At 33.4% G+C, this 18,862-nt stretch carries 16 protein-coding genes and 20 tRNA genes; 4 read left to right on the top strand and 32 right to left on the bottom strand.

The genetic code is table 11. The features are described 5' to 3' along the window. Positions 1-33 precede the first annotated feature (33 nt). Entirely contained in the window at positions 34-870 is an 837-nt protein-coding gene (locus ACWJKE_RS16855) for a sugar phosphate isomerase/epimerase family protein (protein WP_216301918.1), read from the bottom strand. Positions 871-886: 16 nt separating this feature from the next. After that, entirely contained in the window at positions 887-1,717 is an 831-nt protein-coding gene (locus ACWJKE_RS16850; protein WP_216301917.1) for a hypothetical protein, read from the bottom strand. A gap of 559 nt (positions 1,718-2,276) precedes the next feature. Between ACWJKE_RS16850 and pflB the strand changes: the two genes are divergently transcribed. From pflB to ACWJKE_RS16835, 3 genes are all read left to right on the top strand, one after another. Continuing rightward, positions 2,277-4,505 (top strand): formate C-acetyltransferase, encoded by a 2,229-nt coding sequence (gene pflB, locus ACWJKE_RS16845; RefSeq protein WP_216301916.1) that lies wholly within the window; start codon positions 2,277-2,279, stop codon positions 4,503-4,505. Between the two features lie 176 nt (positions 4,506-4,681). Beyond that, the gene (gene pflA / locus ACWJKE_RS16840; protein WP_216301915.1) at positions 4,682-5,407 is read left to right on the top strand and encodes a pyruvate formate-lyase-activating protein; all 726 of its coding nucleotides are present in this window, start codon (positions 4,682-4,684) and stop codon (positions 5,405-5,407) included. Between the two features lie 465 nt (positions 5,408-5,872). Beyond that, on the top strand, positions 5,873-6,499 hold the full coding sequence (locus ACWJKE_RS16835; RefSeq protein WP_216301914.1) for a class I SAM-dependent methyltransferase: 627 nt from the start codon (positions 5,873-5,875) through the stop codon (positions 6,497-6,499). 297 nt (positions 6,500-6,796) lie between these two features. Here ACWJKE_RS16835 and pyrE read toward each other — a convergent pair whose 3' ends face one another. From pyrE to ACWJKE_RS16685, 30 genes are all read right to left on the bottom strand, one after another. Beyond that, entirely contained in the window at positions 6,797-7,363 is a 567-nt protein-coding gene (gene pyrE / locus ACWJKE_RS16830; protein WP_216301913.1) for an orotate phosphoribosyltransferase, read from the bottom strand. 11 nt (positions 7,364-7,374) lie between these two features. Continuing rightward, positions 7,375-8,271 (bottom strand): dihydroorotate dehydrogenase, encoded by an 897-nt coding sequence (locus ACWJKE_RS16825; protein ID WP_462959035.1) that lies wholly within the window; start codon positions 8,269-8,271, stop codon positions 7,375-7,377. Beyond that, positions 8,264-8,998: a dihydroorotate dehydrogenase electron transfer subunit gene (locus ACWJKE_RS16820; RefSeq protein ID WP_216301911.1), complete on the bottom strand. Its 735-nt coding sequence runs from the start codon at positions 8,996-8,998 to the stop codon at positions 8,264-8,266. Before ACWJKE_RS16820 ends, ACWJKE_RS16825 begins: the two co-directional genes overlap by 8 nt. Positions 8,999-9,033: 35 nt before the next feature. Then, on the bottom strand, positions 9,034-9,903 hold the full coding sequence (pyrF, locus tag ACWJKE_RS16815; RefSeq protein WP_216301910.1) for an orotidine-5'-phosphate decarboxylase: 870 nt from the start codon (positions 9,901-9,903) through the stop codon (positions 9,034-9,036). Between the two features lie 51 nt (positions 9,904-9,954). Beyond that, the gene (locus ACWJKE_RS16810; protein WP_216301909.1) at positions 9,955-11,142 is read right to left on the bottom strand and encodes a dihydroorotase; all 1,188 of its coding nucleotides are present in this window, start codon (positions 11,140-11,142) and stop codon (positions 9,955-9,957) included. Between the two features lie 96 nt (positions 11,143-11,238). Beyond that, complete coding sequence (locus ACWJKE_RS16805) at positions 11,239-11,673, bottom strand: aspartate carbamoyltransferase regulatory subunit (protein ID WP_165412713.1); 435 nt, start codon at positions 11,671-11,673, stop codon at positions 11,239-11,241. After that, positions 11,673-12,599, bottom strand: coding sequence for an aspartate carbamoyltransferase (gene pyrB, locus ACWJKE_RS16800; protein WP_462959034.1), 927 nt, complete (start codon positions 12,597-12,599; stop codon positions 11,673-11,675). Before pyrB ends, ACWJKE_RS16805 begins: the two co-directional genes overlap by 1 nt. A 280-nt stretch (positions 12,600-12,879) precedes the next feature. Beyond that, positions 12,880-12,956: transfer RNA gene (locus ACWJKE_RS16795), tRNA-Arg, on the bottom strand. Between the two features lie 52 nt (positions 12,957-13,008). Next, a tRNA-Gly gene (locus ACWJKE_RS16790) sits at positions 13,009-13,082 on the bottom strand. A gap of 5 nt (positions 13,083-13,087) precedes the next feature. Further along, positions 13,088-13,162, bottom strand: a tRNA-Gly gene (locus tag ACWJKE_RS16785). Positions 13,163-13,188: 26 nt separating this feature from the next. Beyond that, positions 13,189-13,273, bottom strand: a tRNA-Leu gene (locus ACWJKE_RS16780). Positions 13,274-13,288: 15 nt separating this feature from the next. Beyond that, positions 13,289-13,364, bottom strand: a tRNA-Lys gene (locus tag ACWJKE_RS16775). Between the two features lie 79 nt (positions 13,365-13,443). Then, positions 13,444-13,519, bottom strand: a tRNA-His gene (locus ACWJKE_RS16770). 78 nt (positions 13,520-13,597) lie between these two features. Continuing rightward, positions 13,598-13,673 (bottom strand) — tRNA-His (locus ACWJKE_RS16765). A 4-nt stretch (positions 13,674-13,677) separates the two neighbouring features. Then, positions 13,678-13,754, bottom strand: a tRNA-Arg gene (locus ACWJKE_RS16760). A gap of 35 nt (positions 13,755-13,789) precedes the next feature. Next, positions 13,790-13,863: transfer RNA gene (locus ACWJKE_RS16755), tRNA-Gly, on the bottom strand. 14 nt (positions 13,864-13,877) lie between these two features. Further along, positions 13,878-13,953 (bottom strand) — tRNA-Pro (locus ACWJKE_RS16750). Positions 13,954-13,968: 15 nt separating this feature from the next. Further along, a tRNA-Lys gene (locus tag ACWJKE_RS16745) sits at positions 13,969-14,044 on the bottom strand. 4 nt (positions 14,045-14,048) lie between these two features. Beyond that, positions 14,049-14,125: transfer RNA gene (locus ACWJKE_RS16740), tRNA-Arg, on the bottom strand. 33 nt (positions 14,126-14,158) lie between these two features. Then, positions 14,159-14,233, bottom strand: a tRNA-Gly gene (locus ACWJKE_RS16735). A 43-nt stretch (positions 14,234-14,276) separates the two neighbouring features. Beyond that, positions 14,277-14,361: transfer RNA gene (locus ACWJKE_RS16730), tRNA-Leu, on the bottom strand. 15 nt (positions 14,362-14,376) lie between these two features. After that, positions 14,377-14,452: transfer RNA gene (locus ACWJKE_RS16725), tRNA-Lys, on the bottom strand. 4 nt (positions 14,453-14,456) lie between these two features. Next, positions 14,457-14,531: transfer RNA gene (locus tag ACWJKE_RS16720), tRNA-Gln, on the bottom strand. A gap of 8 nt (positions 14,532-14,539) precedes the next feature. Then, positions 14,540-14,615: transfer RNA gene (locus ACWJKE_RS16715), tRNA-His, on the bottom strand. Between the two features lie 4 nt (positions 14,616-14,619). Next, positions 14,620-14,696: transfer RNA gene (locus ACWJKE_RS16710), tRNA-Arg, on the bottom strand. A gap of 35 nt (positions 14,697-14,731) precedes the next feature. Next, positions 14,732-14,805 (bottom strand) — tRNA-Gly (locus ACWJKE_RS16705). 6 nt (positions 14,806-14,811) lie between these two features. Next, positions 14,812-14,887: transfer RNA gene (locus ACWJKE_RS16700), tRNA-Pro, on the bottom strand. Positions 14,888-15,147: 260 nt separating this feature from the next. Further along, complete coding sequence (locus ACWJKE_RS16695) at positions 15,148-15,618, bottom strand: metallophosphoesterase (protein WP_216301908.1); 471 nt, start codon at positions 15,616-15,618, stop codon at positions 15,148-15,150. Positions 15,619-15,681: 63 nt separating this feature from the next. Then, positions 15,682-16,287 carry an XTP/dITP diphosphatase gene (locus ACWJKE_RS16690; RefSeq protein WP_216301907.1) on the bottom strand — a complete coding sequence of 202 codons (606 nt, stop codon included), beginning with the start codon at positions 16,285-16,287 and terminating at the stop codon, positions 15,682-15,684. 78 nt (positions 16,288-16,365) lie between these two features. Beyond that, positions 16,366-17,340: an AIR synthase family protein gene (locus ACWJKE_RS16685; protein ID WP_462959033.1), complete on the bottom strand. Its 975-nt coding sequence runs from the start codon at positions 17,338-17,340 to the stop codon at positions 16,366-16,368. Positions 17,341-17,431: 91 nt separating this feature from the next. Between ACWJKE_RS16685 and ACWJKE_RS16680 the strand changes: the two genes are divergently transcribed. Continuing rightward, positions 17,432-18,814, top strand: a complete 1,383-nt coding sequence (locus ACWJKE_RS16680) for a hypothetical protein (RefSeq protein WP_253198076.1) — start codon at positions 17,432-17,434, stop codon at positions 18,812-18,814. Positions 18,815-18,862 lie beyond the last annotated feature (48 nt).

Below are 18,862 nucleotides of genomic sequence, written 5' to 3'. Positions count from 1 at the left end.
TTACAAGTTAATTTTGCCAAGCTTTTCTCCTTGCTATAGTATAGAACTGTCACTTATAGAAGTGCGAGGCTTTCCTTCTGAACTATTGTTAAATTTTTCAACAACAAATTCCTTTGCTTGTGTCAGTTCCTCGCAACTTAAATAATTGCTGCTATAAACTTCTATAGTTCCTTTTCCACTATACTTAACGCTCTTAAGTTTGTTATATATATATTCATAATCCAAATTACCTTTTCCAGGTAAAAGACAAGGGGAATTTTCATCTCTATCATTAATATGAAGGTTCACTATATTTTCACCCATAACCTCAATATACTTTTCTATAGAAACATTGGCTTTATACGCTTGTTTAAAATCTAAAGTAAAATATATTGGGTACTTACATTTAGCAGCCAAAAATGTTAAAAACTTTAAATTTGCCGACATACACCAAGATACATTTTCCTGCGCCAATTTAATCCCCATTTCCATTGCAATATAGGAAAGTTCATTATATGTATCTATAACAAATTTAGTATCAAGCTCATTAAAATCTGCACTGCGCATACCATGAAATGTATAACAGCTTGCACCTAATATCTTTGCTGCCCTACAAACTTTTTTAAAATGTTTTAACATGTCCAGGCGTCTTCTGTCATATTTATCAAAAAGATACGGCTCAAATGAACTTGAAAATGCATGAACCGAATTTACATTGAATTCATAGGTTTCTTTTTTTTCAAGTAACCTCTTTAAAAAATCTTCCTCGTACTCACCCGGTGTATTAAAAAATATTTCACCATGATTAAACCCTAACTCTTTCATCTTTTTTATACTGTTTTCCGTACTCAAATTAGGATAAAAACATGCCGAAGATAATCCTATATCCATGCTTAACCTCTTTTCTCTACTGCGTTACTTCACCTAATGAATTTACATACACTACCTGACCATCTACAATTGTTTCAAGCCCCTTTGCCGTTATGTTTTTAAAAGTAATTTGCTTACCAGATAATGACATTACCTGCGTATGCTCATTATTTTTTAAATTCACCTTCCATATATATTGAACTTCCTTTTCCTTCATCCAAGGTAATTCACTAACGTATGCAATATTATCTTCATCAATGAACTTAGGTGTAATTGACCAAATATATGTTGGTTTCTCTTTAAGCTTATTTACTTTAGGAAAAACTTCACCTTTACTAGATTTATATTCTTTTTTTGTGATGTCTTTAGTGATTTTATTCACATCAATGTATAGCATATCCTGGTTTTTCGTACTCTGCACTACTATTGCTTTCTTACTTGGACTTATGTCATATGATATATCTTTAGTGTTTGATACACCTTTTATATTTTTTTCGCCTGATTTTACATTATATTCAACGCTAATTTTCTGCCCATCCGAAAATGAAGCAGTAAAGATCTCATTTTTTTCAACCGCTTCCGCTTTTAAAGCAGCCTCTGCCTTTGCTTTTGCTGAAGCCTCTGCAGCTTTCGACTTTTCATCATCTGCCTGTTGTTTAACAACTTCTTCTGATTTTTTTTGTGATTCCGCTGCCTTACTTCCCTTATCCTCTGCATTGATTTTTGGTTTACTTAATAAAAAATCAAAATCTGTAGCTAAAAATATGCTCAACCCTATTATAGGTACAATAATCAATAATAATATTGTTTTTCTTCGTTTTTTCACTTCTTTCTCATAATCCTTACTAAACATGCTAGGCTTCTTCATATAATTTACCTCCATTATAATTGATGCAGTATTATTAATTATACATCATTGTAAATGAAAATAATATGGTTTTTTAAAGATGACATATATGTCTCTTTGTTTATCCCATATCATCTACCCCTTTAGCGATATATATTTTCCAAGTAGTCTATATTAAATAATCTTCTGCAAAACTGCAACATCTAATTTGATTAATAGTCTGCATTGATATAATTTGTTAAAGTTTCAAGTAATTAAGAATATTTTTCTATTATAATCCAATCCAGTATGGCCTTGTTTCATTTTAAAAACATCCTGTTGTTTTTCTTCGTTAAATGTTTAACACTTCTAAAGTGTTGTATTTCAACGTTCGCATAGTCATCTGAATATTCTCAATTTTCCAACTTTTATAAAACACTTGAACTGTTTCATTTTTAATATTACAATATATATATCGACATAATCAATTTAAATTACCACTACTATATATCGATTATTTTATGAATTTGTTGTGATTTTATGTAAAACCAATCACTTTAAAAAATATTATAACATTAATGTATTATAAGGAGGAAAACAAATGTTTAAACAATGGACAGGCTTTAAAGGCGACCAGTGGAAAGATGAAATTAATGTAAAAGACTTTATTCAAAAAAATTATACCTTATATGAAGGTGATGATAGTTTCTTAGTAGGAACAACTGATAAAACTAATAAAGTTTGGAATAAAGCTAATTCCCTTATTATAGAAGAAATAAAGAAAGGTATTATAGATGTAGAAACTAATGAGGTTTCAGGCATAGATAATTTTGCACCTGGATATATAGATAAAGAAAATGAAGTAATTGTTGGATTACAAACAGATGCACCACTCAAAAGAATAGTAAACCCATTTGGTGGCTTTAGAATGGTAGAGCAATCACTTGAAGAGTATGGCTACGAATTAAACAAGGATATAAAAAAATACTTCCCTAAGTATAGAAAAACTCATAATGAAGGAGTTTTCGATGCATATTCTGATGCTACTAAAGTTGCAAGAAACGTAGGATTATTAACTGGACTTCCAGATGCATATGGTAGAGGAAGAATAATAGGAGATTACAGAAGAATAGCTCTTTATGGATTAGATTATTTAGTAGAGCAGAAGAAAAAAGATTTAAAAGAATTAACAGGACGTGCATCAGATGATTTAATAAGACACAGAGAAGAACTAAGCATGCAAATTAAAGCACTTGGTCAAATAAAAAGCATGGCTTCAAAATACGGCGTTGATATTTCAAAACCGGCTACCACTGCGCAAGAAGCTGTACAAGCAGTTTATTTAGGATACCTTGCAGGAATAAAAGAAAACAACGGCGCTGCAATGTCACTTGGACGAACTACTACTTTCTTAGATATTTATTTTGAAAGAGATTTGGCGAAAGGTTTAATAACCGAAAATGAAGCTCAAGAGATTATTGATCAATTCGTAATTAAACTTAGAATGGCAAGACATCTTAGAACTCCTGAATATAATGATTTATTTGGTGGAGATCCAAATTGGGTAACAGAATCAATAGGTGGCGTTGCTCTTAATGGCAAAGCAATGGTAACAAAGAATTCTTTTAGATTCCTTCATACATTAACAAACCTAGGATCAGCACCAGAACCTAACATGACTGTACTTTGGTCAGAAAAATTACCAGAAACTTTCAAAAAGTATTGTGCTAAAATGTCTATCGAAACTGATGCCGTACAATATGAAAATGATGATATAATGAGACCAATATATGGTGAGGATTATGGTATAGCTTGTTGTGTATCTGCTATGGAAATTGGTAAGAGAATGCAATTCTTTGGAGCAAGAGCTAACCTTGCAAAATCTTTATTACTATCGCTTAATGGCGGAGTCGACGAATTAAAAGGCAAACTTGTGGTACCTGGAATTGAAAAGACAACTGATGAAATTCTTGACTACAAAACAGTTAGAAAAATGTATTCAAAAGTTTTAAAATATGTTGCGCAAATGTATGTGGATACAATGAATACCATACATTATATGCATGATAAATATGCTTATGAAGCTGGTCAACTTTCTCTTCATGATAGTGATCTTAAATACTTCATGGCATTTGGAGTAGCAGGGCTTTCTGTTGCAGCCGACTCCTTAAGTGCTATAAAATTTGCTAAGGTATCTCCAATAAGAAATGAGAATGGCATAACCGTTGATTTTGAAATTGAAGGAGATTTCCCTAAATACGGAAATGATGATGATAGAGTTGATGATTTAGCTGTTAATCTTATAAAGGAATTCAGCGATAATCTTAAAACACACCCTACATATAAGGGAGCAGAGCATACTTTATCAGCACTTACTATTACATCAAATGTAGTTTATGGTAAGAAGACAGGAGCAACTCCTGATGGAAGAAAACAAGGTATAGCACTTGCTCCTGGAGCAAACCCAACACAATGTAACGATGAAAATGGAGCATTAGCATCATTAAATTCAGTTGCTAAGATTCCTTATAGAAATTATTGCCAAGACGGAGTTTCAAATACTTTTTCAATAGTACCAGCTGCACTTGGAATAGATGAATCTACAAGAATAAATAATCTAGTTTTCCTTTTAGATGGTTATTTTGCACAAAGCGCACACCATTTAAATGTAAATGTACTAAATAGAGAAGTTTTAGTTGATGCTTATGAGAATCCAGACAAATATCCAACACTCACAATAAGAGTTTCAGGATATGCTGTTCATTTTAATAGATTATCAAAAGAACAACAACTTGAAGTTATTAGCAGAACTTTCCATGATAAAATCTAAATAATTTTATATATTATGAGAGGTGCTTATTATAAGCACTTCTCAATTTATATAAAACTAATTGTGGGTTTCATTTTATATTAAAGCAAAAATATTGTTTTTGTTTTAATATGAAATGAATATAATCTAGTTTTGACATTGAAATTTCTTGTAACAAATCTGAAGGAGGAGTATATATGGTAAAAGGTAAAATTCATTCTATAGAGAGCATGGGCCTGGTTGATGGTCCTGGAATAAGAGTAGTAGTTTTTTTTCAAGGCTGCAAACTAAGATGTGCCTATTGCCACAACCCCGATACTTGGAATCTAAGTGGCGGCATTGAAATGACTGCGGAAGAAATTGTTCAAAAAATCATTAGATTCAAACCATATTTTAATAGATCTTCCGGTGGAGTTACTTTCTCTGGCGGCGACCCGTTAGTTCAACCACAATTTCTACTTGAGTGTTTAAAATTATGTAAACAAAATGGTATCCATACTGCCATAGACACAGCTGGTTTTGGTGATGGTGACTATTCAGAGATATTAAAGCATACAGATTTAGTTCTTTTAGATATAAAGCATACAACTGGTCAAGGTTATGTTAATTTAACTGGCAGAGATTCAACTGATGTTAATACATTTTTAGAAGCGTTAAGACACTCTAAATCTAGAGTTTGGGTAAGACATGTTGTTGTACCCGGAATTACAGATTCTGTGGAACATATAACTAAACTCGCGAAAATTATTAGTAAAGAGGTTCCGCATGTTGATAAACTAGAGCTTCTTTCCTATCACGTTCTTGGAGTAAATAAATACGAAGCTTTATCTATCCCTTATAAATTAAAAGGTGTAGAACCAATGGATAAAGTTAAAACTAAAGAACTCCAAACACTAATAAATAATTTACTTAAGATCAAATAAAAATACGAAATTTTTCCTGCATGACTACAAATTAGAGTTTGAAACATGGAAATCCATTAAGGAATTCTAATGTTTCTACTCTTCTTATTTTAAGTCACTTCCGGAGAAGGTTCATGCTATTATGTATATGACGTCGCAAGCAAAACCCATATCAATTATGATGTGGGTTTTGCTATATTAACATCCTGAATATAATTTAAGGTACTAATTGTATAATAAGTAACGATTGACTCAGTTGAATTTTTGCAGTAAAATAATAAACGAACATATTCATATGTGAACATATGAATATGTGAACATATGAATATATAAACAACTACATATAAAAATATAGATTTTGTTATTGGAGGTTTTCATTTACTTAATCCCTCATCCCACAAATATAAAACTATAGAATTTATAATCTATATAGGAAGATATTTTAGTACAAATCCAAATATTATTAACTCAATAAGGGAGGAAAGTATGCATTTACATTTACAATATAGGATTATTTCAAAATTTTATGATTTAGTAGACGTATTCTACTTTAATTGTACAAAGACCAATCCAAGAAAAGGTATATTGGACTTTATATCAGAGCGAAAATCAAAAGTATTGGAAGTTTGTATTGGAACTGCTACCAACAGTATTATTATTGCAGATAACAGAATAAACACTGAAATAGTTGGCATTGATTTATCTAAAGAAATGTTAGCACTTGCCAAAGAGAAAATAGAAAAAAGGGGAATACGAAATATCGAAACCCTTGTTATGGATGCAACAAATATGAACTTTGATGACAATTATTTTGATGTCGTCTTAATTTCATTAGTTTTACACGAAGTTGATGATAATATAAGGTATGAAATAATGAAAGAATCCAAAAGAGTATTAAAAAACAAAGGCAAAATAGTTGTTGTTGAATGGGCTCAACCTAAAAAACTTATTCAAAAACTTCTATTTTTAATTATTAAACTATTAGAACCAAAGGGATTTAAAGAGTTTTTACAATTGGACATAAAAAAATATGTTGAAAAATTTTCTCTAAAAGTCTTGAGCGAGAAAAAATGTGATTATACTCGAATATTTGAAATTACAAAAGAAGAATAATTTTAGTAACATAGTGCGTTATCTTCTTAAACAACTATTAGCAACCCAATTATATCTTTTTTCTTAGAGAATGCTAATAAAAGTATATATTGCGTAGAATGCGTTCGAGCGACGCTTAGTAATTCTTAATTAATATTATTTTCAGTTGAGTAAAGAAAAATGCATGTTTGAACGCAGCAAGTTTGCATTTTTTAGCAACTTAAAATAATATTAATTTTAGAATTTCTTGGCAAAGTGAGCGCATTTCAGCAATATATACTCTTCATTACAGCATTCTGTGAGAAAAAAAGATTACATTTATTTTATATTTCTACTACCAGGTTTTATGTAAGCTGTTCCAGCTTTACAAAGTGGGCACTCTGATGGATCGTAACTTTCAATATCTAGTTTTATTGAGCTATAGATAGGATAATCAATAGTGCTACTTCCTCTATCTACTATGCAACATATCCCAACTACTTCTGCCCCAAGTTCTTTTAAGACTTTTATTGTTTCTAAAGAAGACTTGCCAGTAGTTACTACATCCTCTGTAATTAAAACCTTTTGTCCCTTTTTAATTTCAAATCCACGTCTAAGTTCGAAGGTGCCGTTTACTCTTTCAGTAAATATAGCAGGCTTTCCTGTTTGTCTACCTACTTCATAAGCTACTATTATACCACCCATCGCCGGGCCTACTACCACATCAAAATCTATATCTTTAATCTTTTCTACTACTACACTTAGTACCTTTTCAGCCTTGTCTGGATACTGAAGCAATTTTGCACATTGGCAATACCTATTGCTGTGTCTTCCTGAAGATAACAGAAAATGTCCCTCAAGTAGCGCACCTGATTCTTTTAATATATCTAAAACATTAATATTCATAGTATCTCCTCCTATATAATCCCTCTAATTTCACTTAGATCTTTAATACCTTCTTTTATCATATACTTCTCAATTCCGTCGATTATATCATTGCAAATATCCGGTTTTATGAAATTGGCAGTTCCAACTTGAACCGCCTCTGCTCCCACCATTATAAATTCTATAGCATCCTCAAAGCTAGTTATACCACCCATACCTACAACTGGTATATTTACAGCTTTACATACTTCATGTACCATTCTGAGTGCCATAGGTTTTATAGCTGGTCCTGATACCCCTGCATATATATTATTAAAAATCGCTTTTCGTTTATGTATATCAACTGCCATACCTTTAAACGTATTTACTAAAGATAATGCATCTGCTCCAGCTTCACAGCATTTATATGCCATATCTACTATGTCCTCTGCATTCGGTGAAAGTTTAACCATAAGAGGTTTCTTGCAAATACTCTTAATTTCTTTCACTGCTTCATATGCTACCTTTGATTTAATTCCAAAAGCCATACCCCCACATTTTACATTAGGGCAGGATATGTTTAATTCGACTATATCTATAGCCTCATTATTTAATTTTTCTATTGCCATCATGTATTCTTCTATACTACCTCCACCAACATTTGCAATTATAGCTGTGTTATATTGTTGCATTTGCGGAAGTTGTGTATTTATAAAATTTTCAATACCTGGATTTTGAAGTCCTACACTATTTAGCATTCCCCCACGGGTTTCATAAATTCGTATTCCATCATTACCTTGCTTTTCATTTATCGTAAGACCTTTACTTGATATGCCGCCAAGTCTTCCAATATCGTAATACTTACTATACTCCTCGCCAAATCCAAAAGTTCCAGATGCAGCTATGACTGGATTTTTTAAATGCACACCGCATAATTCTACTTTAGTCATTAAAAATCAAATCCTTTCCTTCAAAGACTGGACCATCCTTGCAGGTTCTCTTATTTCCACCCACGGTTTTACAAGTACATACAAGACATGCACCTATTCCGCAAGCCATATGGTTTTCCATAGACACATATACTGGCACTTTTTCATCACAACACATATTTACAACCTTTTTCATCATAATTTCTGGTCCACAGCAAATAACAGTTTCATATTCTTTTACATTTATTATGTCTGTTACGTATCCCTTATGACCAATTTTACCACTTTCTGTGGATAAGTTAATTTTATTTACATATTTTTCCACAGAATCCACAGAATAATCCACAGTCCTAAACCCTGCATACAAATCTATTTCACACGACCTAAGTTTTTTGATCAGATAAACAAGTGGCGCTATTCCAATTCCTCCAGATACAACAGCAATTTTCCCTTTTATTTTTTCCACATCAAATCCATTTCCGAGTGGCCCCATTATCTGAAGTTCATCATTTGCGCAGAGTTTACTAAGATATTTTGTACCTTGACCTACTATTTGGTATAAAAAACTTATTTTCTCATCATCCACATCATACACACTTATAGGTCTTGGTAATAATGGCTCCATTTCTTTTACCTTTAACATAAAAAATTGTCCTGGTTTTACGTTAAACTTGCCCTTTATAGAAAGCTTATACACGCCATCACTTATTTCAACATTTTCATATGTCTTTTCTACTGAACATATCAAATAAACCCCTCCAGCATTTTAATAAAGAATATATCTTATTTTTTGTTTGCGGCTTTTCTTATTTCGTCTCTCATTTTTATAGCTTCTTCGCGAGCACACTGTTCAAAACGAATTTGACCATTATCTGCTTTCTTGTATGCAAGCAAAATACTTCTAGATGCATTTACTACTCCACCATTCCCATTTTTCAAATATATGGCTACATCTTTCGCTGCTCCACCTTGTGCTCCATACCCCGGTATTAAGAAAAACATTTTTTGAAGATCATTTCTCATCTTTAACCCTTCATCTATATGCGTGCACCCAACTACTCCACCTATGGAGCTATATCCACACTCTCCAATAAATTCACTTCCGATTTTTAATAACTTTTCCCCCACAATATCATAAACCTTTTTATTTTCTTTATTCTCTATGTACTCTATATCTTCTGCTCCTTTATTGGAGGTTCTTACTAGTGAGAATAATCCCTTTTCCTTATTTTTTAAATAAGGAAGATATGGTTCAATACTATCCATCCCCATGTACGGATTTATAGTTATAAAGTCACTTTCAAAATCCCCTTCAAAATGAGCTTTAGCATACATTTGTGCAGTTTTTGCAATGTCTCCTCTTTTAATATCTGCAATCACTATGCCACCTTTGCTTTTTATATAACTCAAGGTGTCTTTGTATACTTTTAAACCTTTTAATCCAAGAGCTTCATAATATGCTATTTGCACCTTATAGCAAGCTGATACATCAAAAGTAGCATCAATTATCATTTGATTAAATCTGTATAACGCGTGCTCCTCATGCATAAACTTATTCCTAAACTCTACTGGTAAATATTCTAAATCCGTATCAAGCCCAACGCATACATGACCGTTTTTTTCTACACTTTTAAATAATTTATCTATAATCAAAGATTATTCCGCCTTTACCATTTTATTTACAAATCAACACTTTGTTTGTTTCTACTTATCTTTATAAATTATTCTCCCTGCCTTAATAGTACACATTACCCTACCTACTACAGCCTTACCCTCAAATGGGGAATTGTGTCCTTTAGATAAAAACTGCGAAGGATCAATGTTATATTTAGATTTAGTATCTAACAGTACCAAGTCTCCATCATAACCTATTTTTATTTCGCCCTTGTTAAATCCCATAATTTTAGCTGGGTTTTTTGACATCAATTCAGAAAGTTTATTTAAAGTAATATGACCTTCTCCTACCAATTTAGTGTAGCATACAGGAAATGAACTTTCTAGTCCTGATATACCAGGAGCGCCCTTTATTTTATCCTCAACACTATGTGGCGCATGGTCAGTAGCTATAACATCCACAAAGCCATCTTTTATAGCTTGTATTAAGAAGCTTACATCCTCAACTTTCCTCATAGGTGGATTTACCCTATAGTTTGTTTCTTCTGTTAATGCTAGATGATGCGGCGTAACTTCACAGGTTATTCGTCCCCCCTGCTGTTTTCCTTTTATAATATCTTGCATAGCTTCTTTTGTACTAACATGAGCTAAATGAAGTTTACAACCTGTGAATTTTGAAAGGGCTATATCTCTCCATGTCATCATATTTTCAGCAAGCCTTGTATCAACTTCTACTAACTCTTCATTTTCAGCATGAGATATTACTGTTAAATCCTTTTCTTTAGCTTTAACCATTGCCTCAAGCATTATACGACTATCATAAACCCCTTTACCATCATCCGATATAAATCTTACTGCATTGGTTAACTGACCTAGGTGATCTATAGATTTCCCCAATAGATCCTCTGTAATAGATGCACATTGATGAATGTCCAAGAGATTTATTTCCCTAGATTTTTTGAGCACCTTATCTATTGTATCCATTGAGCTACATACTGGTTTTGTATTTGCCATAAGGTTTACCGCAGTATATCCACCCCGCACTGCGGCCTGGCTTCCCGATAGTATATCTTCTTTATATGTATACCCCGGTTCTCTAAAATGACTGTGAAGATCTATAAAAGAAGGGGCTAAAATATATCCCTCTCCATTTATTACCTCACAGTCTTTTTCTAGTTTTTTTCCTATTTCATATATTGTTCCTTTATTTATATAAACATCGCCAATAAAATCCTGTGATGAATCAACTACCCTTGCGTTCTTAATTAACAATTCCATAGTTCTACCATCCCTTCACACTGTATTACGATTTTTTTTGTACGGTCTAAGTCACAATTTAAACCGTACACTTTATATTAATAATTATGTGTTTTATTACGATACAGTAGTATGGTTATTAATCTCATCACAATATATACATCTATACTCGCCCTTTTCACTATTTGCTAAGTAGAAACTATTCAAAATTTCTTGCTCTACAGATGTTATGCATCTTGGATTATTGCATCTTATAACATTATCAATTTTATCTGGCAGCTTTAGTTTAACTTTATTTTCAATTTTTTCTCCAGTTATTATATTTATTGTTATGTTAGGGTCTATAAACCCCAACACTGTAAAATCTATATCAATCTCGTTTTCTATTTTAATTATATCCTTTTTTCCGAGCTTCCCGCTATGTGCATTCATAATAAGCGCCACTGTAAATTGAGCATTATCAAGACCTAAATAGTTGAATATTTTGAGTCCTACACCCGCTTTAATATGATCTATTACTATTCCTCTTTTTATGCTATTTATTGTTACCATTACTTATCCACCCCCAAAAGTTTAGCAATAAGTGCCATTCTTGCATACATACCATATTTTGCTTGTCTAAAGTAACATGCCCTTGGATCAGCGTCGATTTCCACAGCTATTTCATTAACTCTAGGTAGTGGATGAAGAATTATCATATCTTTCTTAGCTTTTAGCATTTTTTCTTTATCCAGTATATAAATATCTTTAAGTCTTATATAATCTTCCTCGTTAAAAAATCTTTCTTTTTGAACTCTAGTCATATATAAAATATCTAAATCTACAATAACATCCTCTAATTTTTCAACTTCAAGGAACTCCATATTATTTTTTTCCAATACTTCCGATTTAATGTATTTAGGAATTGTTAATTCATTTGGTGAAATTAGTATAAATTTAATGTTTTCATATCTTGACATGGCTTTTATTAATGAGTGAACTGTTCTACCAAACTTTAAATCACCACAAATTCCTATGGTTAAGTTTGATAATGACCCTTTAATATTTCTTATGGTTAAAAGATCTGTTAATGTTTGAGTTGGATGTTGATGCCCACCATCACCGGCATTTATTACTGGCATTTGAGAGTGCATAGATGCAACTTTAGGAGCTCCTTCTTTGGGATGTCTCATGGCTGCAATATCTGCATAACATTCTACTGTCCTTATAGTATCTGCTACACTTTCCCCTTTTGCTGCCGAACTTGATTTCGCCTCAGAAAAACCTAAAACCTGACCTCCAAGTCTTAACATTGCCGCTTCAAAGCTTAATCTTGTTCGTGTGCTTGGTTCATAAAATAATGTTGCCAAAACTTTCCCATCACATATATGAGAAAAATTTTCAGGTTTTTTAATTATTTCATCTGCATAATCAAAAATCTCCTCAAGCTCTAATATTGTAAAATCCATTGGTTCAATTAAGTGTCTTCCTTTTAGCATATTACATCCACTCCTTCTCAGCCTCTCTGAGCTAAATTTAAAGGTACTATAAGTACTTTTAATATTACATTTACTTCTAAACAAAAAACGCCATCTCTTTTATGAGAAGGCGTAGTAATATCGCTGTAAAACATCTACTTCCTTCTCAGCCTCTCGGGCAAAATTAAAGGTTCTTTATTCTTTTACCTATAATACTATACATTTTAATCCCTGTCAACATAATTTACCACAAAAATAAAAACCACCTTAAATATAATTCAAGGTAGTTTTTCAAATTAATTGGTGCGCCCAGAGGGAGTCGAACCCACGGCCTTCAGATTCGAAGTCTGCCACTCTATCCAACTGAGCTATGGGCGCATAATAAAATAATTTTTAAAAAGTCTTTAGTATAAATACTAAAGACTTTTATTGGAGCGGGTAGAGGGAATCGAACCCTCGTAATTAGCTTGGAAGGCTAACACTCTACCATTGAGTTATACCCGCATGTTTGGAGCGGGAGACGAGATTCGAACTCGCGACGTTCACCTTGGCAAGGTGACGCTCTACCACTGAGCCACCCCCGCATATTGTTGTTTTTATAAATAGTATTTGGTGCAGGTGAAGGGAGTTGAACCCATACACCCGAAGGCGCTAGATCCTAAGTCTAGTGCGTCTGCCAATTCCGCCACACCTGCATATTATTACTATTTTGGTGGCTTACCGGGGAATCGAACCCCGGACACCATGATTAAAAGTCATGTGCTCTACCAACTGAGCTAGTAAACCTTATTAGTTAAATTCAAACCTATACATCTAAGTAAAGAGTCCGATGCCTTACGGTTTTGAAAGGCATCCCAATTTTAAATGGGGTGGACGATGGGACTCGAACCCACGACAACCAGTACCACAAACTGGCGCTCTACCAACTGAACTACGTCCACCGTATTGGGAATTTTAAATTTATTAAGGTTATATTATTTTCTAATACAATACCCTTTATTTGTAATTTTATTTTTAAATGGGGTGGACGATGGGACTCGAACCCACGACAACCAGTACCACAAACTGGCGCTCTACCAACTGAACTACGTCCACCGTATGGTGCGTCTTAAGGGATTCGAACCCCTGGCCCACGCCTTAGAAGGGCGTTGCTCTATCCAACTGAGCTAAAAACGCTTATATGTTAATGCTCAGTTGAACGTTAACATATTTGGAGCGGGTAGAGGGAATCGAACCCTCGTAATTAGCTTGGAAGGCTAACACTCTACCATTGAGTTATACCCGCATATTATATTTTAATGGTCGGGGTGACAGGGATTGAACCTGCGACCTCATGGTCCCAAACCACGCGCGCTCCCAGCTGCGCTACACCCCGGCATATATTAAAAAATGGTGCGACATCGGGGGCTTGAACCCCGGACACCCTGATTAAGAGTCAGGTGCTCTACCAACTGAGCTAATGACGCATATTGGTGCATCTTAAGGGATTCGAACCCCCGGCCCACGCCTTAGAAGGGCGTTGCTCTATCCAACTGAGCTAAAGATGCTTGTATACTTAAACTAATATGTATAAACATATTTGGAGCGGGAGACGAGATTCGAACTCGCGACGTTCACCTTGGCAAGGTGACGCTCTACCACTGAGCCACCCCCGCATATTATTGTTTTTATACATAGTAATTCATTTGTAAATAGTAATGGTGCAGGTGAAGGGAGTTGAACCCATACACCCGAAGGCGCTAGATCCTAAGTCTAGTGCGTCTGCCAATTCCGCCACACCTGCATATTATTACTATTTTGGTGGCTTACCGGGGAATCGAACCCCGGACACCATGATTAAAAGTCATGTGCTCTACCAACTGAGCTAGTAAACCTTATTGGCTGGGATAGCAGGATTTGAACCTACGGATGCCACAGTCAAAGTGTGGTGCCTTACCGCTTGGCGATACCCCAGCATTAAATGGGGTGGACGATGGGACTCGAACCCACGACAACCAGTACCACAAACTGGCGCTCTACCAACTGAACTACGTCCACCGTATGGTGCATCTTAAGGGATTCGAACCCCTGGCCCACGCCTTAGAAGGGCGTTGCTCTATCCAACTGAGCTAAAGATGCTTGTATATTAGTGTTTAAATAAACATTAATATATTTGGAGCGGGTAGAGGGAATCGAACCCTCGTAATTAGCTTGGAAGGCTAACACTCTACCATTGAGTTATACCCGCATATAGTGGTCGGGGTGACAGGGATTGAACCTGCGACCTCATGGTCCCAAACCACGCGCGCTCCCAGCTGCGCTACACCCCGCTACCCATTAAACTTTAAAACCATTTAATGTCCTAAATTAATCCTGACCTCATAACCATTTAAATTCAATGATTTTTTCTGACGACATGGATTATTCTACACCATATGTTTTAATACGTCAATACTTTTTTTAAAACTTTCTCATTTTAATATTAAAATAAATCCTATCAACCTGTTATTTTTTATTTTAACTTATTTTAGTCTGATTAAAAAAACTAAAATTTTAGAAGTTCACATTTAAAATACCTAGCTATAAACAACTAGAATCTTATCAAATTTGGCTCTATGCATCCCTGGTTGATACTTATAATAGCAAAGCTCCGAGCTCCATCTCTTGGTAGTGACGCACTTCCAGGATTTATATACCATATTCCTTCTTCAAAATCTATTTTTCCAATATGTGTATGTCCATACAAGACTATGTCAGCCCCCGTTTCTAAAGCCTTATATCTTAATTTAGCCAAACTCTCTTTTACACTATATCTATGTCCATGAGTTAAAAAAAATTTTTTTAAGCAAATTTCTTTTACCCTGTCATTAGGTGTACTTGTAGAAAAATCACAATTGCCTTTAACATTAATTATTTCTCCATTATAATGCTTTCTTATAATGGATATGTCGTCTACATTATCGCCTAAGTGGATCAACACATCTAATCCCTTTATTTCGCATCCTAGCCGTTCTATGCTGCTAATAATGCCATGTGTATCGCTTATAACACCTATTCTCATTTAAAATCACCCTCTTCATTAATATAACATATGCATCTTAGACTTTTTTGAGATGCCTAATAATTATACATCATATATTAATTTTTCAAGCTCACCTTTTAGTTTATCTAGTGCCCTTCCCCTATGACTAATAGCGTTTTTTTCATTACTTTCCATCTGTGCAAAAGTTTTATTGAATTTTTCCACAAAAAATAGCGGGTCATATCCGAAACCTTCTTCACCTCTAAAATCTGCTGTGATTATCCCCTCTGACTCTCCTTGTACTTTTACTATTTCATCTTTATTAATTATAAGTACCATTGCGCAAATGAATTTAGCTTTTCGCTGTTCTTCTGTTTTGCCATCTAAAAGGTGCAATAATTTTTCATTATTCGCTTTAGTATTTCCGTGTTCCCCCGCAAACCTCGCTGAAAAAATGCCTGGAGCTCCATTTAATGATTCTACTGCTAATCCCGAATCATCGGCAAGTACCATATCCCCATGGGCTATTTTGAAAATTTCACTTGCCTTTATATCTGCATTCTCCATGAAAGTGCTTCCTGTTTCCTCTACATCAATGTTAATATTGGCTTCTTTTAAAGATAGTACTTCAAAAGGAAACCGTGATAATATTTCTTTTATTTCCTTAATTTTATGGTCATTATTACTAGCAACTATTAATCTTCTCATTGTATACTCCTCACAACTCTCTAGGGTAGATAATAATTAGTAATCATTATCTACTCTAAAAGTAATCTATTTTAAAAATTATATACTAAATAACTCATCTCTAGTAGGGGGCAAAACATCTTTACAAGTTTCATCTTTTACTAATATCCCTCTAGACGCAGTCATTTTTCCTATTACCGTAGCTTGTACTCCATTGCTATTTAATTTATCCACCAATTCTTTCCCAGATGCCACCGTTATTAGCATGCTTCCAGAAGATATAAATTTCAAAGGGTCAATATTAAGTCTTTCACATATTTTATATGTAATATCACTAATTGGCATTTTATCACTATACGCCTTAAATCCTAAATTGCTAGCCTCCGCAACTTCCCATAATGCTCCTAGAACACCACCTTCAGTTATATCATGCATAGAATTAACCCCGAACTCTCCTGCTATACGTCCTTCATTAACCACACTAATGCTACTAATATAGTCTTTAGCTATTTCTATTTCTTTAGGAGTTAAAACGCCTTGTATCCTGTCTAAATGATCATTTACTATAATTGAAGTTCCTTCCATACAAAGCAGTTTGGTAACGACAATTTCATCTCCGATTTTTGCACCTGAAGTTGCCACAGCACCTTGTGCTTTCCCTTTTCCTATAGCAGTGCATGAAACTATTATTTTATTTACAGCTTCTGTAACCTCAGTATGTCCACCTAATATCTCCACATTCAGTTTTTTTGTCTCTTCATCAATTTCACTCATAATATTTTTTATATCTTCTATCGTCGCTGTTGGCGGTATAAGAATTGTAACTAAAATGCCTACAGGCTCAACTCCACAAGAAGCTATATCATTGCAATTTATATGAACTGCTAATTTGCCCATATTTTTATCAGCTCCGGTTATTGGATCTGTAGATACTACGCACTCATATTCGCCAAAATTTATTACACTGCAGTCTTCGCCTATTCCACTTCTAATTCTTACATCGCCCCGGACAACACTTTTATTGTTGTCAATTATTTGTTTTAAGTCATCCCAATTTAATTTTCCAACTTTCATTTAAATTCTTCCTTTCTAATTTCATAAATCTAGCACATTTTAACAATTGTAATCATATTATCTATATAAGTACTAATTATATGGTGGTGTTATGTTGAATTTTCTAGGACCTTTTTTAAAAACCAATACATTAAACAAAACTAACATAAAAAATCAATTTTTCTACTTATCAAAAGAATCATTAAAGGATATAGTTTTCGATTCTAAATGTGGCATATATATTCCCTCACGCGATTTAAAATCTAAATCCTTTTCTAAGATTGATATTAACACAATTAATTTAAATTCTCCACTTTTATGTGTTTACAAAAAAGCAGATGCTAAATTAAAATCGAAAGAAGGCATGTTAAATTGGAATGAGAACAAAGTAAAGAAAGAAATAACTGTTAATAGTAATGCATTCATGACTTTATCACTACTAGAGCTCGTAGACTATTATAATAACTTTAAGGACGTCGATGATACAAAATATGATCTAAGCTCTATTTACCTTAAACTTTGCAAAGAACAATTAGAATTTTATGCTTCTTATTTTCGAAATAAAGATGGGCTCTTTGTTGACAAAAAAGATTTAACTAATCCATTAAACCAAGAATTTAATTTTGAAGATAAAAACAATAAATTCAAATTTTCTGATCAAGCCTTTATGATGTCTGCTTACTACAAATATTCTACTTATAATAACGTAAAACAAGAGCATGAATATAAACAATTTGCTCTAGATATCCTAGATATGTTTTCTCAGTATAAGGAAGAAATTTACAATGTTTCTTTTGAGGAACTCAATAAGATATGCTTAGCATTAAATATTTTTTATAAGTACTCTGGCTTAGAACTATGCGAAACCCTATTGCTAGATTTTTTAGATTTGCTTATAGATCAATATAATGCTAAGCCATCTTTAATTGTTAATGCTAAATTAGATCATTCCTGTATGCTTTTTATAAACTGTACGCTTATGTATAATAATACATTAATTCTTAAATTTAAAGATACTAGTGACGATTTATATGAAAAGCTTACAGACTTATACGATGCCGATAAAGGTATCTTGCTAAAGGAAAGTGCTGATAAAGAGACAAATTATACTTGTGATGAGCTCTTATTATACATTTACAGCCAAATCATATATTCTGATTTTAACAATATTGAAGATAATTCTTTCATGCTTCAGGATATTTTCAAACATCAAATTTTGGATTCTGGTATAATTTTAAGCTGGCCTGAGTCCCCCTCTTTAGATAACGCTGAACATTACAGGGATTTTTCACTAAAATCAGAGGATTTGATACAAGAGGATGATTTTAGAATGCCTGAAATCCCCACACCTGAAACCAATGAATTAGCTTCTATATTCATTAAAAATGTGGTATACAATAAACGAAAGGAGAGCTTTAAGCAAAGTAAGTTATCTTTTGATAGCAGCAAAAATATGTTTATATTCTTCTTAACAATATTTTTCCACACTCACTAATATTAAGAGTTAATAATTTTCTCTTATATTATGCTATAACAAAAAAGT

Source organism: Clostridium sp. CM036 (genome assembly GCF_055081135.1).
Note: the sequence above shows the minus strand (reverse complement) of the source record. Positions and strands in the feature narration are given on the sequence as shown.

Excerpts from the sequence above, each read along its gene's own strand:
- ACWJKE_RS16825 (WP_462959035.1), bottom strand. The coding sequence starts at position 8,271 with ATGACTAAAGTAGAATTATGCGGTGTGCATTTAAAAAATCCAGTCATA.
- pyrE (WP_216301913.1), bottom strand. The coding sequence starts at position 7,363 with ATGAATATTAATGTTTTAGATATATTAAAAGAATCAGGTGCGCTACTT.
- ACWJKE_RS16685 (WP_462959033.1), bottom strand. The coding sequence starts at position 17,340 with ATGAAAGTTGGAAAATTAAATTGGGATGACTTAAAACAAATAATTGAC.
- pflB (WP_216301916.1), top strand. The coding sequence starts at position 2,277 with ATGTTTAAACAATGGACAGGCTTTAAAGGCGACCAGTGGAAAGATGAA.
- ACWJKE_RS16850 (WP_216301917.1), bottom strand. The coding sequence starts at position 1,717 with ATGAAGAAGCCTAGCATGTTTAGTAAGGATTATGAGAAAGAAGTGAAA.
- ACWJKE_RS16810 (WP_216301909.1), bottom strand. The coding sequence starts at position 11,142 with ATGGAATTGTTAATTAAGAACGCAAGGGTAGTTGATTCATCACAGGAT.
- ACWJKE_RS16805 (WP_165412713.1), bottom strand. The coding sequence starts at position 11,673 with ATGGTAACAATAAATAGCATAAAAAGAGGAATAGTAATAGATCATATT.
- ACWJKE_RS16835 (WP_216301914.1), top strand. The coding sequence starts at position 5,873 with ATGCATTTACATTTACAATATAGGATTATTTCAAAATTTTATGATTTA.
- ACWJKE_RS16695 (WP_216301908.1), bottom strand. The coding sequence starts at position 15,618 with ATGAGAATAGGTGTTATAAGCGATACACATGGCATTATTAGCAGCATA.
- ACWJKE_RS16680 (WP_253198076.1), top strand. The coding sequence starts at position 17,432 with ATGTTGAATTTTCTAGGACCTTTTTTAAAAACCAATACATTAAACAAA.
- pflA (WP_216301915.1), top strand. The coding sequence starts at position 4,682 with ATGGTAAAAGGTAAAATTCATTCTATAGAGAGCATGGGCCTGGTTGAT.
- ACWJKE_RS16855 (WP_216301918.1), bottom strand. The coding sequence starts at position 870 with ATGGATATAGGATTATCTTCGGCATGTTTTTATCCTAATTTGAGTACG.
- pyrB (WP_462959034.1), bottom strand. The coding sequence starts at position 12,599 with ATGCTAAAAGGAAGACACTTAATTGAACCAATGGATTTTACAATATTA.
- ACWJKE_RS16690 (WP_216301907.1), bottom strand. The coding sequence starts at position 16,287 with ATGAGAAGATTAATAGTTGCTAGTAATAATGACCATAAAATTAAGGAA.